Source organism: Streptomyces sp. NPDC007095, assembly GCF_040634475.1.
In the GTDB taxonomy this organism is placed as follows: domain Bacteria; phylum Actinomycetota; class Actinomycetes; order Streptomycetales; family Streptomycetaceae; genus Streptomyces.
The window spans coordinates 1-14,998 of the sequence record NZ_JBEYFS010000087.1; the positions used below are offsets into that span (position 1 = coordinate 1).

Below are 14,998 nucleotides of genomic sequence, written 5' to 3' on the forward strand. Positions count from 1 at the left end.
TACGAGGGCCTGTGCCCGGCACGCCGAGAGCACGCACCTGACGCCGCAGGGCCCGCCCTCCGGGCGGACGACGGGAATTTGACGACAGGACCTAGTCCTCGGGCAGTTCCACCGGCGCGATCTCGTCGTAGACGTCGCCGGGCCCGGGGTTGGTCGGGTCGGTCGCCCCGCCCAGCTGGTGCATGACGCCCCAGACCGCGTTCAGCGCGGTCTGCACTGCGCCCTCGGCCCAGCCGGCCGTCCAGGAGATGTCGTCGCCGGCGAGGAAGATGCCCCGCTTGTCCTCGGGCAGTGCGTCCTGCATGAAGTGCGTGAACAGGCGGCGCTGGTAGCGGTAGTGGCCGGGCAGGTTGGCCTTGAACGCGCCCATGAAGTAGGGCTCGTTCTCCCAGGACACGGTCACCGGGTTGCCGATGATGTGCTTCCTGATGTCGACCTTCGGGTAGATCTCGCCGAGCGACTTCAGCATGACCTCCATCCGCTCGTTCGCGGACAGCGGCAGCCACTTCAGGCTGTCGTCGCACCACGTGTACGAGAGGCAGATGACGGCGGGCTTGTCCGGGCCCTCGTCGAGGAGGTAGGTGCCGCGGGTCATGCGGTCGGTGAGCGTCATCGACATGACGTCCCGTCCGGTCGGATTTCCCCTGTCGTCGACGGCCTTGTCCAGCCAGAACGGCCGGTCGACGGGCACGAAGAGCTTGGAGCTCTCCATGTAGTGGGTCCGCTCCATCGCCGTCCAGTGGTCGATCGGGAAGAGCGAGTCGTCGCAGGCGATCTTGGAGAGCAGCATCCAGGACTGGGCGGTGAAGATCGCCGCCTTGAAGGTGCGGATGTCGCCGTTCGCGTCGGTGACGGTGATCCGGTTGCCCGCGGTGCGGTGCAGCCGGGTCACGGCCGGGCGCGGGGCGCCGTCGTGCAGCTTCGCGAGCGAGGTGCCGTAGGCCCAGTGCACGATCTTCTGCGGCTCGCGCTCCCACAGGCGCAGCGGCAGCTGCTGGGAGCCGCCGACGATACCCCGGTGGTGGTCGTCGGCCTCGGTGTAGACGACGCGCAGGATCTCGAGGATCGAGTTCGGGAAGTCGGTGTCCCAGCCGCCCGTGCCGAAGCCGACCTGGCCGAAGATCTCGCGGTGCCGGAAGGACCTGAAGGAGTCCGAGTCGCAGAGGAAGCCGTAGAAGGTCTGGTTGTCGAGCTTCTCGACGAGCTTCGCCCAGATCTCGCGGATGCGCGGCACATCGCGCTCACGCATGGCCTGGTTCATGTCGGAGAAGTCGGCGCCCTCTTCGAGACAGGCGTTCCAGGCGTTCATGACGTCGCGGTAGACCTGCGGCAGGTCGTCGACGGTGGTCGCGTAGTGCGACTCGCCCTTGAGGTCGACGACCGTCGAGGGCGTGGACTCCGCGAGGGGGTTGGGGAACGGCCGGGTCTCCAGACCCACCAGGTCGATGTAGTGCTGGAGGGCGGTGGAGGAGGGCGGGAAGCGCATGGCGCCCATCTCGGCGGTGAGCGACGGGTCGCACCCCTCGAAGCCCACGGTCCGCAGGCGACCGCCGATCTGGTCGGCCTCGTAGACGACGGGCTTGAGGCCCATCTTCATCAGCTCGTAGGCGGCCACGATGCCGGACAGGCCGCCGCCGATGACCGCGACCTCGGTGCCGTGCTCGGTCGCGGGTATCTGGCCGAGACCCGCCGGGTGGGCGAGGAAGTCGTCGTACGCGTACGGGAAGTCCGGGCCGAACATGGTGATCGGCGGCTGCTGCACGTCGGCGTGCTGGACGGCGGTGGGCACCGTGGACGTCATGGGGTACGGACTCCTTGCGGGAAAGCTGGTGAGGGAAGGCGCCGGGGGAGCGGCCGGATGTCAGACGAGCGAGCCGTAGAGGCCGGGGCGGCGGTCCTTCAGATACGGGTTCGCCTCGCGCGAGGCCGCGAGGAAGCCGGGGTCGGCGTCGGCGAGGACAAGTTCCTCACCGCGTCCGGCCCGGGCGCGGGCGATCCCGTCGGGACCGGCCAGCGTGGAGAGTCCGACGAACTCGAACTCGCCTTCCGGGCCGACCCGGTTGACGTACGCGACGTACATCTGGTTCTCGAAGGCGCGCACCGGGACGACGGACTCGGCGACGAACTGGAAGGGGTGCATCTGCGCGGTCGGCACGACGAGGAGGTCGGTGCCGGCGAGGGCGTGGGCCCGGACGTTCTCCGGGAACTCGACGTCGTAGCAGATCATGAGGCCGACGCGGAGGCCGTTCAGCTCCGCCTGGACGACGGGCTGCTCGCCGGGCGTGAAGTGGTCGCGCTCGAAGCAGCCGAAGAGGTGGGTCTTGCGGTAGTTCGCGAGGCGGGTGCCGTCGGCGGAGATGAGCTGCGCGGAGTTGTAGACCGTCTCGCCCTCGCGCTCGGGGTAGCCGTAGACGACGGCGACGCCGTGGCGGGTGGCGGTCTCGGCGATCGCGTCCGCGCAGGCGCCGTCGGCGGGGTCGGCGAGGCGGGCGATGTCGTCGCCGATCGCGTACCCGGTGAGGAACATCTCCGGCGCCGCCAAGAGCCCGGCACCGGCAGCGGCGGCACGGCCCGCGGCCTCGTCGAGGACCTTCAGGTTCTCGACGACCGAGCCGGGGCGGCCGGAGCTCTGGAGCAGGGCTGTGCGCATGCGTGGTCCTCACGGGTACGGAGGGGTATCGGGGGCTGTCTAGACGGTACGGGCGGCGGGCTCGGGGGGACAAGGCGGAGCCGTTGCGCGCCGGTGGACGAATCGTTGCGTGCACCCGGCCTCCGGCGGTGATTCGTTGCGCACCCTCGGGCGGGGCCCGAAACCCCCTGAGGCGCAGGTCACAGACGCCGTGACGAGCCGTCGCGACCGCGCCGTGCCGAGCCCTCCCGGCCGCACGGCCCGCGTCCGGTTCTCACAGCGCGCGCAGTCGCTCCACGATCTCGCGCAGCAGCTCGGGGTCGGCCGCCGGGCCGCCCTGATCCGGCCGCCGCGGCGCGTCGATGCGTACGAGACCGGCCTCGGCCAGATCGCCGAGCAGCACGCGTACGACGGTCAGGGGCAGGTCGGCGTCGGCGGCGAGCTCGACGACCGGCCGGGGTCCGTGGCGCACGAGGGTGAGCAGGGCGGCGCCGGCGTGGTCGACACCCGGCCGGCCCTCGTCCGTCCTCAGGGCGGTGACCCGCGACATCAGATCGATCGTGTGCCGGTCCGAGGGCCGGGTCCGGCCCCGTGTGACGGTGTAGGGCCGCACCATCGACCCGGTCTCGTCCTCGTACCAGTGGTCGTCGGTCACGGCCGGGTCAGGGGCCCGCGGGGTCGGCGGCCGACCGTACGGCGGCGGCCATGTGGCGGCCGACGCGGCGGACCAGCAGCGCCATCTCGTGGGCGAGCTGTCCGACGTCCGTCTGCACCTCGCTCAGGACGGCCAGTCGGCTGCCGTCGCCCGCCGGGGTGATGAAGAGGTAGGCGTCGTCGAGCATCACCATGGTCTGGCGCACCTCTCCCGCGGCGAAGCGTTCGCCGGCCGAGCGGGCCAGGCTGTGGAAGCCGGAGCAGACGGCGGCGAGGTGCTCGATGTCCCGTCGGCGCATGCCGTCCGAGCAGCTCAGCGGGAGGCCGTCGGCGGTGAGGAGCACGGCCTGGCGGACGTGGTCGGTCCTGGCCACGAGGTCGTCGAGCAGCCAGCCGAGGTCCGTGCCGGGGGGTTCGGGGACGCTGCCCGGGGGCTCGGAGGCCCGGTCGGCGGGCTCGGGGGTCTGGTCACGGAGCATCGTCGGCGTCCGTCCCTTCCTCGGTGTCGGTTCGCCGCTCGGATCCGGGCCCGGTGGGCTGGCCCTTGCGGCCGCGGTCGAGGCCGCGCTGGAAGGCACCGAAGACCGCGCGGACCTCCTCGGCGGTGACCTCGCGCTCCGGCGGCTCGTCGGCGGCCCGGCGCTCGGTGCGCAGTCCGGGGGCGAGGGAGGTCTGCCGGACGCGGGTGGGCAGCGCGGGCGGGCTCGCGGCGGGAGCGCTCTGCGGTACGCGGTCCTCGTGCCGCTCAGGTGCCTCCCTCTGTTCCTCGAGGACCGTGGTGCCCTTCCGGAAGGTCTCGGAGGTCTGGGAGATCTCGGAGGTCCGGGAGATCTCGGAGGCCCGGGAAATCTCGGAGGCCCGGGAAATCTCGGAGGCCCGGGAAATCTCGGAGGCCCGGGAAATCTCGGAGGCCCGGGAAATCTCGGAGGTCCCGGAAGTCTCGGAGGCCCGGGAGGTCCGGGACGGCAGCGTCCGCCGGTCCGTGTCCGCGGCCGGCTCCGGCCGCTCGGGGTCGACCGGCGCGAGGACCGCCTCCGGCAGCAGCACCACCGCCGTCGTACCGCCGTACGGCGACCGGCACAGCGTGACCTCGATACCGTGCCGTGCGGCGAGCCGCCCCACCACGTACAGCCCGAGCCGGTCGTGCCGGGTCGGGTCGAAGTCGTCCGGCGTGGTGAGGGTGCGGTGGGCCTCCTCGATCTGTTCGGGTTCGAGACCGAGGCCCCGGTCGTCGATCTCCAGGACGAACCCGCTCCCGGCCCGGCCCGTGCGCAGGGTGACCTGCGTCTGGGGCGGTGAGAACACGGTGGCGTTCTCGACGAGTTCGGCGATCAGATGGACGACGTCGGCGACGGCGTCCGCCGCTACGCCCACCTCCGGCATCGGCGGGACCACGACGCGCGCGTACTCCTCGATCTCGCTCACCGCGGAGGCCACCACGCGGGCGACGGGCACGGGCCTGCGCCACCTGCGGCCGGGCGCCGCGCCGGAGAGGATGATCAGGCTCTCCGCGTGGCGCCGCATCCGGGTGGTGAGGTGGTCGATCCGGAACAGGTCGTCCAGGACGTCCGGGTCGTCGGTGCGCCGCTCCAGCGTGTCGACCAGTTTGAGCTGGCGGTGGACGAGTGCCTGGTTGCGGCGGGCGATGTTGAGGAGCACCGCGAACAGCCCGCGGCGCAGGGTGGCCTGCTTGACGGCCGCCTCGACGGCCGCGAGGCGAGCGGTGTTGAAGGACCGGCCGACCTGGCCGATCTCGTCGGCTCCCGCCTCCCCGTCGGCCAGGGGTGGGGCCTCGGTGGCGGCGTCCACGTCCTCACCCGCGCTCAACCGCCGCATCACGTCAGGTAGTTGGCGGGTGGTGAGGAGGTCGGCGGCGTCCCGGAGGGTCTCCAGGCGGCGCGAGATGCGCCGAGCTCCGCGCACGGCGAACCACAAGGACAGTCCCACGGCGGCGAGTCCGAGTACACCGACGATCGCCGCCTTGGCCAGCTCCCGGTAGGCGAAGGCCCGTCCGCGGTCGGCGGAGTTGACGGCAGACCGCGTGCACAGCTGCATGTACCGCTTGACGGCCCGGTCGGTGGTGGTGCGCCAGGAGCCGGCCGCGACGGCCTCCCCCGCACCCCGCGCGCCCGCCCGCAGCAGGGCGTCCTCGCCTCGGGTCAACTCCCGGTACAGGGAGCCGCGCTGGAACTCCTCGAAGGGGCCGCGCGAGTCGGCGGGGAGGTCGGGCACATACGTCCGCTCGAAGACCCGGCGGTCCTCGATCGTAGCGGTGAGCGTGTCGTACTGGCGGTCGGTGAGCGATCCGGCGGCCCGCGCCCCGGCGACGAGGGCGTCCTCCCGCGAGACGAACTCCCTCACCCGCACCAGCTCGATGACGACCTGGGCCTCGCGCGCCAGCTGTCCGGCCTGCAGCGCGGTGAGGGCGGACTGGACGTCGAAGCCCGGCTCCACGAGGGCGCCGTACTCGGTGACCGCCCGGTCCCAGCTGATGGCGCGGGACAGCACCCGCTCGCGCAGCCCCTCCAGCCCGTCGAAGGAGCGCAGCACGGCGTCGAGCACCTGCCGCTGCCTGCCGGAGAGCCGCCCGCGGTCGCCGTCCCGGATCGCCGTGCGCATGGCGGTCACGGCGCGGTCGGTGCGGCGCTGCTGCTCCATCAGGTCGAGGGCCGCCGCCGTGCCGTGGTCCGCGCCCAGGTAGGCGGCCGCGAGCCGCCGTTCGATCTGGATCTGGCCGACCGCCGTGTCGACGGGCGTCCCGAAGTCGTCGTACACCCCCTGGACCCGGACGAGCGCGCGCAGTTCGCCGGTGACGGACACCATGGCGAAGCTCCACAGCACCATGAGGGCGACCACCGGTGCGAGCGCGAGCGCCACGATGCGTGTACGGACCGTGGTGGGACGGCCGAAGGACCAGCGCATGGACTCCCCAGGACGACAGGACGGTCGGGTGGCCGGGCGACGGTTGGTTACCCATCGGTGTTACTCGCTGGTAGCGGCGCGGATCAACCTACGTGATGGCGCGCCCGCATCGCAATGGCTTCCTCATGGCTTCCTGGACCGACTCTCGGTTCGGTGCGCGGACGTGCCCGGCCGGTCGGCGAGTTCGGAGGGATCGGAGGGGTCGGAGGGGTCGGCGCGGGGCACGGCGAAGGTGGTCATCACCGCGGCGTGGTCCGAGGGCCAGTCGTTGCCGGCGACGTCGGGCCAGGGTCGCGGCGTGCCGGTGACGAGCGCCCGGGAGTCGAGCACGCTCAGCCCCCGGTGCAGCACGAAGTCGATCCGGTCCTGCGGCTCGGGCCGTCCGCTGCCGTCCTCGTGCTGCACATGGACCGGCGACCAGGTGTGTCCGGGCTCCCGCACGGGGTCGGGATGGGCCTCGCGGTAGGAGTCGCGCAGGCCGGCCTCCTCGGCGGCCCTGGTCACGGGCCACTCGACGTCCGGCCAGTCCAGGTGCGAGGGCGCGTTGAAGTCACCGACCAGGACCACGGGGACCGCCTCGGTGGCGGACTCGGTGATGCGCCGCAGGATCTCCCGCATCTGCTCCAGCCGGACGCCCTCGTGGGCGATGAGTTCGGCCGCCGGGAGCCCGTCGAAGCGGGCCTCGTAGGGGCCGTACGGCGTGTAGTCGAGGTGGGCGCTCCAGATGTCCACCTCCTGGCCGCCGTCCAGCCGGACGCGCACTCCGGTGCCGCCGTAGAAGCCGACGTCCGGGTCGCCGTGGCGGGCGGTGATCGGGTAGCGGCTGATGACGCCGAGGTTCTCGCCGGCCCGGTGGTGGTGCCAGCCGAGTGCCTCGGCGAGTTCCTGTGCCGAGGTGTCGTGGGTCTCCTGGAGGCCGACCACGTCCGCGCCGGTCTCGGCGATGACCTTGAGCTGCTTCTCGCGGTGGTCGTCGACCTTCGTCCCGCCGTACCAGAGGTTCCAGCTCATCACCCGCAGCTCGCGGGGCGCGACCATGGCGCGCAGCCGGGCCGGGGTCACCTCCTCCAGGCTGGTCAGGACGGTGCGTCCGGGTACGGAGTCGATCGGCGCGAGCGAGGGCACGGCGAGCACGGCACACCCCGCGGCCTCGGCGGACGCCACACCCGTCTCGGTGTCCTCCACGGCCACACACGCGGCGGGGTCGACACCGAGGGCGCGGCACGCGGCGAGGTAGGGGTCGGGGGCGGGCTTGGTGTGTTCGGTGTCGTCGGCCGTGACGGAGACCGCGAAGTGTTCGGCGCCGAGGGCCGCGAGGACGGTGTCGGCGACGGCGCGCGGCGACGCCGTCACGAGGGCGGTGGGGACACCCTCGCGGACCAGTTCGCCGAGGAGCCGCAGCGCACCCGGGCGGGGCACGATGCCGGTGCGGACCCGGTGCGCGAACTCCCGGTGCAGCTCGGTGGCGATCTCCCGCGCCCCGGCGCCCGTGACCTGGCCCAGCCAGGCGGCGGTGTACTCGACGGGCCTGCCCAGCACCTCCGGCTGGTCGGCCCCGGTCAGCCGGCGTCCGAGCCCGTCGGCCACCTGCTCCACCGCCTCCCACCACAGTCGCTCGGTGTCCACGAGCGTGCCGTCCATGTCGAACAGAACGGCCTGGAGGGGGAGTCGGCGGGAGGTGGTGCGGAGGGTCACGGTGCTCTCTTTCACTCGGCGTAACTCAGTGGGGGGGATGCGTCGGTCAACGCGTGCGCTCGGCGACCAGCACCGGCCGCTCCGGCAGGCTCACGGTCACGGCGGCGCCCGAGCCGAGCCCGGCGGCCTCGTGCGTGGGCAGGTCGGCCTTGACCTCGGTGGCGTCCGGGAGCCGGACGGTGACGCGGGTGGCAGCACCGAGGAAGGCGGTGGCGACGACGCGGGCGGTCCCGGCGTCGTCGGCCCGTACCCGCACCGCCTCGGGCCGTACGAGCACGTCGATCTCCGTCGCGCCGGGCGCGTCCCCGTCGACCGGCAACCGCTGTCCGAGCACCTCGGCCACGCCGGAGTCCAGCCGCCCCGGAATCCGGCTCATCGTGCCGACGAACTCGGCGACGAAGGCGGTCGCGGGCCGCCCGTACAGCTCGGCGGGCGCGGCGCACTGTTCGAGCCGCCCGGCCCGCATCACGGCGACGCGATCCGCCATGGACAGCGCCTCTTCCTGATCGTGCGTCACGAACAGGGTGGTGATGCCGAGTTCCTGCTGAAGCCGGCTGATCTCCTCGCGCAGGGTGAGGCGCACCTTGGCGTCCAGGGCGGAGAGGGGCTCGTCGAGCAGCAGCACGCGCGGACGCAGGGCGAGTGCGCGGGCCAGTGCGATGCGCTGCTGCTGGCCGCCGGAAAGCTGGTGCGGGAACCGCTCGCCCTTGTCGGCGAGTCCCACGAGGTCGAGCAACTCGGCCGCGCGGGAACGCCGTTCGGCGGTACGCACCTTGCGCATCCGCAGCCCGAAGGCCACGTTGTCGAGGGCACTGAGGTGCGGGAAGAGGCTGTACGACTGGAAGACCATCCCCGCGTCGCGGCGGTGGGCCGGGACCCGGGTGACGTCCTCGCCGTCGACCAGCACCTCGCCGGAGTCGGGGTGTTCGAACCCGGCGAGCATGCGCAGCGCGGTGGTCTTGCCGCAGCCGGAGGGGCCGAGCAGGGCGAGGAGTTCGCCGGGCCGGACGGTCAGATCGAGGCCGTCGAGGGCGACGGTCGGGCCGAACTCCCGCCGCAGGCCCCGGAATTCAACGGTGGCGGCCTTGGCGTCGGAGGCCTTCTCAAGCGTGGTGACGGTCATGGTTCATCCCCGGGATGCGGAAGCGGAACGGGAGCGCCCGCCGAGCCCGGCGAGCGAGAGGAGCAGGGCCCAGGTGACGAGCAGGCTGAGCACGGAGACGGCGACGGAGAGCTGGGCCTGCGAGCCGCCGACGCTGTAGATCCACACGGCGAAGGGCTGGAAGCCGAGCAACTGGGCGACGGTGAACTCGCCGAGCACCAGGGCCAGTGTGAGGAAGGAGGCGTTGAGCAGCGCCCCGCGCAGATTGGGCAGCACGACCCGTACCAGCGCCTGCGGCCAGTTCGCACCGCAGCTGCGCGCGGCCTCGACGAGAGTGCGTACGTCGACGGCGCGCAGCCCGGCGTCCAGGGCCCGGTACACGAACGGCAGCGCCATCACTACGTACGCGAGGACGAGCACGAACGGAAAGTCGGGGTTCTGGAGGGCCACGAACGTCTCGAACAGCGGGGTGCGGGAGAGGTGTTCGGGTCCCCACTTGAGGACCGTGGCGATCCCGGCGACGAAGGCGATCGGCGGGACGACCAGCGGCAGCGAGCAGATCACCTCCACCACGGGCCGCAGCTTCGGGGCACCGAGCCGCAGCGCGACCATCGCGGGCACCATCAGCAGCAGGACCACGGCGATGGTGGCGGCGGCCAGTTCCAGCGACAGCAGCAGGCTGGAGCCGAAGCCGTCGGCGGAGACGATCTGGCGGTACGCGTCGAAGGTGATCCCCTGGTTCGGCACGTCGACCGTGAAGATCACGGACGCGGCGAGCGGGATCAGGAAGTAGAGCCCGGCGCAGACGAGGACGACCCCGCGCCAGGGACGTACGCGTACGGACTTGTTCAGGCTTCCAGCCATCGCGCGCTCCGTCGTTGCAGGGGCAGGTACACGGCCATGACCAGGCCCGCGATGAGGACCATGTCGAGGCTGAGGGCGAGTGCCACGTTCTCCTGGCCGACCAGGACGTTGCCGGAGATGGCGTCGGCGATCTGCAGGGTGACCAGCGGGACCGCGCTGCCCACCATGGCCGCCGCGGTGGCGTACGCGGCGAAGGCGCTGCCGAAGAGCAGCACGAGGCCGCCGAGCAGGGAGGGGGTGAGGACGGGGAGGGCGACGTGCCGCCAGTACTGGATTCCGGTGGCGCCGTTGTTCTGTGCGGCCTCGCGCCACTGGGAGCGCAGGCCGTCCAGGGCGGGCGTGATGGTGAGGACCATCAGCGGGATCAGGAAGTACAGGTAGACGATGACCAGGCCCCAGAAGCTGTAGAGGTTCCAGCCCTTGTCCTTCAGGCCCAGGTGCTCGGTCAGGACACCCGCGTTGCCGAGGGTGGCGACGAACGCGAAGGCCAGCGGGACGCCGCCGAAGTTGGCGAGGACGCCGGACGCGGTGAGGACCGCCTCGCGCAGGGCACGGAAGCGGGAGGTCACCACGGCCTGGGCGAGCGGCAGTCCGAGGACGGTCGCGATGCCCGCGGAGACCGCGGACAGCTTGACGCTGCCGATCAGGGCGGTGAGGTAGGCGCCCTGGAGCGAGTCGGTCAGGTTGGCCGTGGTGTACGAGGTGGCGCCGGTCGTCTGGTCCTTGACGGTGAAGGCGCCGTTCAGCATGGCCAGGGCCGGGATGCCGAAGGCGATAGCGACGAAGACGAGCAGCGGGAGCACGGCGAGCCAGCCGGGGGCGCGGCGCCGCCGCCGCCGGGAAGCGGCGGCGGCGGGCGTCACGTCGGCCTCTGCCTCGGTGAGGACGGTGGTCATCCGGAGACGGCCTTGCCCCAGCCCTGCGCGAGGACCGTCTTGGCCTTGGCCTGCTGGGCCTCGGTCGGGAAGCTCGGCGTGCCGGAGACCGCGGGGAGCTTCGCGGCGGCGGTCTTGTCGAGGGTGCCGGCGGTCTGCATGGCGGTCATCAGGGCCGGGCGGGCGTAGCCCTTGAGCCAGAGGTTCTGGCCCTCGGTGCTGTAGAGGTACTCCTGCCACAGGCGGGCGGCCGCCGGGTGCGGGGCGTCCTTGTTGATGGCCTGGGAGTAGTACTGGGAGAACTTGCCGTCCGAGGGGACCGTGACCGTCCAGTCGACGCCCTTGGACTTGAACTCGTCGGCGTAACCGGCGTTCAGGTAGTCCCAGTCGATGCTGATCGGGGTCTCGCCCTTCTCGACGGTGGCCGGGGTCGACTCGACGGGCGTGTAGTTGCCGTTCTTCTTCAGCTTGGCGAAGAAGTCCAGGCCGGGCTGGATGTCGTCGAACGAACCACCATTGGCGAGCGAGGCCGCGTAGACACCGCCGAAGGCCGAACCCGACTTGGTGGGGTTGCCGTTGAGGGCAACCTGACCCTTGTACTCCGGCTTGAGCAGGTCCTTGAAGGTCTTCGGGCACTCCTTGACCTTCTTGGCGTCGCAGCCGATGGAGATGTAGCCGCCGTAGTCGTTGAACCAGCGGCCCCGCGCGTCCTTCTGCCCCTCGGGGATGTCGGCGAAGGCGGTCACCTTGTACGGCGCGAGCAGCCCCTGCTGGGCGGCGCTGAGCGCGAACGAGCTGCCCAGGTCGAGGACGTCGGGGGCGCGGTCCTGCCCCTTCCTCGACGTCACGGCGTTGATCTCGTCCTGGCTGGCGCCGTCCGGGTTCTCCACCTCGATCTTGATGCCGTACTTCTTCTTGAAGCCGTCGATCAGGGCGCCGTAGTTGGCCCAGTCGCGGGGCAGCGCGATCGCGTGCAGCGTGCCCTCCTTCTTGGCGGCCTTGACCAGGGCGTCGAGGCCGCCGATGTCCGCGGCGGAGGTCGCGGTGGCCGCGCTCTTGCCGTCGGCGGTGGTCGACTTGTCGTCGGGGGCCGCGCCACAGGCGCTGAGGGCGAGGGCGGCGGCGACGGCGAGGCCGCCGGTGAGGACGGCGGTCCTCGGCAGGAACACGGTCACGGTCTCTCCAGGAGTACGCACGAGGGTTCGGGTAGTGCGGAGAACTTGTCTGAACAAGTTGGCCCCAGTAGGCCCGGCGTTGGTGTCCTGTTCGTAAACTTTGGCGAAACCGTGACCCTTGATTCCCTGCACAATCCCGGCCCGCGCCGATCACCTTCGGATCTCGATTAGGCTGGTCACGCTGTGCACAGCAGTCGAGTCAGAGGGGAAGCATGCCGGCGCGACACGAGGAGATCGCCGATGAACTGCGGCGGGCGATCGACCGCGAGGAGTACACGGTGGGCAGTCTGCTGCCCGCGGAGACGGACCTCGCGGCCCAGTACGGCGTGGCGCGCGGCACGGTCCGCCAGGCCGTCGCGGCCCTGACCGCCGAGGGCCTCATCGGCTCCCGCCAGGGCGCCCGCCGGGTTGTCCTCGCCAGCCGTCGCAGCCAGAGCTTCGCCGAACTGCGCAGCTTCGCCCAGTGGGCACGCGCGATGGGCCGGGAGGCGACGGGACACGTCGTCGAGCAGGAGCACCGCCCGGCGACCGCGGAGGACGCCGTACGCCTCCAACTCCCCGAGACGACACCGGTGTTGCACGTCCTGCGGATCCGCGGCCTGGACGGCGAGCCGGTCCTCCTGGAACGGACCGTGTACGCGGACTGGATCTCCCCCGCCGTCGAGACCATCGAGCCCGACTGCTCCTCGGTCACCCAGCGGCTCTACGAGGACACCGGCCTGGTCTTCGCCTACGGCGAGCACGTCATCGACGCGGTGGCGGCGGGCGCCCAGGACGCCGACCTCCTCGGCGTCCGCCGCACCAGTCCCCTCCTGAGGGTCCGCCGCGTCACCACCACCCGCGAAGGCCGCCCGGTGGAATGGTCCGACGACCGCTACCGCTCGGACGCGGTGAGCTTCAGCGTCCACAACTCGATCGGCAACAACGCGCTGGCAAGAAAGACAGCGGAGTAAGGGTTCTTGTCAGAGGGCGCAGGGTGCAGCGCCCCGAAAGGGGCGCGGGGCTGTGACATATGGCGGCTGCGCCGCGGGGCACGGCCAGCCACAACGAACCCGCAGCCGCCTACGAACCCCCGTGCCCCCTACGTAGGCGATCCCGACGAAAACCGCCGCAGCAACGGAGACAAGACCAGCACGGACTTGGTCCGCTCAACGAACGGCTCCCCGGCGATCCGCTCCAACACCCGCTCGAAGTGCCGCATGTCGGAAGCGAAGACCTGCACCACCGCGTCCGCCTCCCCCGTGACGGTGGACGCGGCCACCACCTCCTGATACCGCTCCAGCCCCCGCTGAATGGTTTCCGGCGAGGTGTTCCGGCGGCAGTAGATCTCGACGAACCCCTCCGTCTCCCACCCGAGCGCCGCCGGATCCACCCGCACGGTGAACCCGGTGATGGCACCCGTGGCCCGCAGCCGGTCCACCCGTCGCTTCACGGCGGGCGCGGACAGGCCGACCAGTTGGCCGATGTCGGCGTAGGAGCGGCGGGCGTCCTCGGCGAGGGCGTGCACGATGCGTTCGTCGAGATCGTTCAGCACTGCGGGTGTTTCACTTTTCTGATGGCGCGAGACGGGAGCGGCGGTAGCCGTAACTGAAGTAGAACACGAGCCCGACGGCCATCCAGACTCCGAAGACCACCCAGGTGACGGCCGAAAGGCTGCCCATCATCCACACGCACAGGGCGAAGCCGATCGCGGGCAGCACCGGCGCCAGCGGCACCCGGAAGGTGCGCCGCATCTCCGGTCGCGTCCGGCGCAGCACCACGACGGCCACATTGACCAGCGCGAAGGCGAAGAGGGTGCCGATGCTGGTGGCGTCGGCGAGCTGGCCGAGCGGGATCGCGGCGGCGAGGACACCGCAGAACAGCGAGACGATCACGGTGTTGGCGCGAGGCGCGCCGGTCTTCGGGTGGACGCGCGAGAACACCTTGGGCACGAGCCCGTCTCGGGACATCGCGAACAGGATGCGGGTCTGGCCGTAGAGCACGGTCAGGACGACGCTGGCGATGGCGATGACGGCACCGGCGGCGAGCAGCGTGCCCCAGAAGGTCTGCCCGGTGACGTTCTTCATGATCTCGGCGAGCGCTGCCTCCGAGTCGTTGAACTTCCGCCAGGGCTTCGCGCCGACGGCGACGGCCGCGACGACGACGTACAGCGCCGTCACGACGACCAGCGAGAGCATGATCGCGCGGGGCAGGTCGCGCTGCGGGTTCCTGGCCTCCTCACCTGCGGTGGAGGCGGCGTCGAAGCCGATGTACGAGAAGAACAGCGTGGCGCCGGCGGCGCTGACGCCCGCCATGCCGAGCGGCATGAAGTGCTCGTAGTTACCGGACTTGAAGCCCTGGATGCCGATCGCGCAGAACAGCAGCAGCGCGACGATCTTCACGGCCACCATGATCGTATTGGCGCGTGCGGACTCCTTGGCGCCGCCGAGCAGGAAGGCCATGGCGAGCATCACGACGATCAGGGCGGGCAGGTTGAAGATGCCGCCGTCGCCGGGAGGTGCGGAGAGCGCGTCCGGGATGGTGACGCCGATCGTGCCGTCGAGCAGTTCGTTGAGGTACTCGCCCCAGCCGACCGCGACGGCGGCCACCGACACGCCGTACTCCAGGACCAGACACCAGCCGCAGATCCAGGCGATCAGCTCACCCATCGTTGCGTACGCATACGAGTACGAGGAGCCGGCGACCGGGATGGTGCCGGCCAGCTCGGCGTACGAGAGGGCCGAGAAGAGCGCCGTGAGGCCGGCGATCACGAAGGAGAGGGTGACCGCGGGTCCGGCCTTGGGGACGGCCTCGCCGAGGACCACGAAGATGCCGGTGCCGAGGGTGGCACCGATGCTGATCATGGTGAGCTGCCACAGCCCGAGGGAGCGCCTGAGCGAGCCTCCCTCGCCCTGGCCGCCCTCGGCCACCAGGCGTTCCACGGGCTTGCGGCGCATGAGGCGCGCGCCGACACCCGGGGACGGTGCGGCGGGTTCTGTGCGGGACTGCGGGGGTGCGCCTTGATCGAGCACGCGGTGGCTCCTTCATCGCTGCCGGTCGATACGGCGGGGACCGGCGGCACCCCTGGCAGCAGGGACCCACC

At 71.5% G+C, this 14,998-nt stretch carries 13 protein-coding genes; 1 reads left to right on the forward strand and 12 read right to left on the reverse strand.

Annotated elements, in window-relative coordinates:
- Window positions 1-91: 91 nt before the first annotated feature.
- The 10 genes from ABZ656_RS27490 to ABZ656_RS27535 all read right to left on the reverse strand — a co-directional run bounded on the left by ABZ656_RS27490 (window position 92) and on the right by ABZ656_RS27535 (window position 11,916).
- Window positions 92-1,801, reverse strand: coding sequence for an FAD-dependent oxidoreductase (locus ABZ656_RS27490; RefSeq protein WP_101406288.1), 1,710 nt, complete (start codon window positions 1,799-1,801; stop codon window positions 92-94).
- Between the two features lie 60 nt (window positions 1,802-1,861).
- Window positions 1,862-2,650, reverse strand: coding sequence for a carbon-nitrogen hydrolase family protein (locus ABZ656_RS27495; protein ID WP_360271130.1), 789 nt, complete (start codon window positions 2,648-2,650; stop codon window positions 1,862-1,864).
- Between the two features lie 253 nt (window positions 2,651-2,903).
- Window positions 2,904-3,284 carry a DUF742 domain-containing protein gene (locus ABZ656_RS27500; protein ID WP_360271132.1) on the reverse strand — a complete coding sequence of 127 codons (381 nt, stop codon included), beginning with the start codon at window positions 3,282-3,284 and terminating at the stop codon, window positions 2,904-2,906.
- 7 nt (window positions 3,285-3,291) lie between these two features.
- Window positions 3,292-3,762, reverse strand: coding sequence for a roadblock/LC7 domain-containing protein (locus ABZ656_RS27505; RefSeq protein ID WP_360271134.1), 471 nt, complete (start codon window positions 3,760-3,762; stop codon window positions 3,292-3,294).
- Window positions 3,752-6,205 carry a nitrate- and nitrite sensing domain-containing protein gene (locus tag ABZ656_RS27510; RefSeq protein ID WP_360271136.1) on the reverse strand — a complete coding sequence of 818 codons (2,454 nt, stop codon included), beginning with the start codon at window positions 6,203-6,205 and terminating at the stop codon, window positions 3,752-3,754. Before ABZ656_RS27510 ends, ABZ656_RS27505 begins: the two co-directional genes overlap by 11 nt.
- Before the next feature lie 123 nt (window positions 6,206-6,328).
- Window positions 6,329-7,900 (reverse strand): HAD-IA family hydrolase, encoded by a 1,572-nt coding sequence (locus ABZ656_RS27515; RefSeq protein WP_360271137.1) that lies wholly within the window; start codon window positions 7,898-7,900, stop codon window positions 6,329-6,331.
- A gap of 46 nt (window positions 7,901-7,946) precedes the next feature.
- A complete protein-coding gene (locus ABZ656_RS27520; RefSeq protein ID WP_101406285.1) occupies window positions 7,947-9,023 on the reverse strand; it encodes an ABC transporter ATP-binding protein in 1,077 nt (358 codons plus the stop codon).
- 3 nt (window positions 9,024-9,026) lie between these two features.
- Entirely contained in the window at window positions 9,027-9,866 is an 840-nt protein-coding gene (locus ABZ656_RS27525) for an ABC transporter permease subunit (protein ID WP_101406284.1), read from the reverse strand.
- Entirely contained in the window at window positions 9,851-10,762 is a 912-nt protein-coding gene (locus ABZ656_RS27530) for an ABC transporter permease subunit (protein WP_101406283.1), read from the reverse strand. Before ABZ656_RS27530 ends, ABZ656_RS27525 begins: the two co-directional genes overlap by 16 nt.
- Window positions 10,759-11,916 carry an extracellular solute-binding protein gene (locus tag ABZ656_RS27535; protein WP_101406282.1) on the reverse strand — a complete coding sequence of 386 codons (1,158 nt, stop codon included), beginning with the start codon at window positions 11,914-11,916 and terminating at the stop codon, window positions 10,759-10,761. Before ABZ656_RS27535 ends, ABZ656_RS27530 begins: the two co-directional genes overlap by 4 nt.
- A gap of 212 nt (window positions 11,917-12,128) precedes the next feature.
- Between ABZ656_RS27535 and ABZ656_RS27540 the strand changes: the two genes are divergently transcribed.
- On the forward strand, window positions 12,129-12,869 hold the full coding sequence (locus ABZ656_RS27540) for a GntR family transcriptional regulator (protein WP_360271140.1): 741 nt from the start codon (window positions 12,129-12,131) through the stop codon (window positions 12,867-12,869).
- A 128-nt stretch (window positions 12,870-12,997) separates the two neighbouring features.
- Here ABZ656_RS27540 and ABZ656_RS27545 read toward each other — a convergent pair whose 3' ends face one another.
- Window positions 12,998-13,450: an Lrp/AsnC family transcriptional regulator gene (locus ABZ656_RS27545; protein ID WP_015661832.1), complete on the reverse strand. Its 453-nt coding sequence runs from the start codon at window positions 13,448-13,450 to the stop codon at window positions 12,998-13,000.
- 10 nt (window positions 13,451-13,460) lie between these two features.
- Window positions 13,461-14,927 carry an amino acid permease gene (locus ABZ656_RS27550; protein ID WP_360271142.1) on the reverse strand — a complete coding sequence of 489 codons (1,467 nt, stop codon included), beginning with the start codon at window positions 14,925-14,927 and terminating at the stop codon, window positions 13,461-13,463.
- Between the last annotated feature and the right edge of the window lie 71 nt (window positions 14,928-14,998).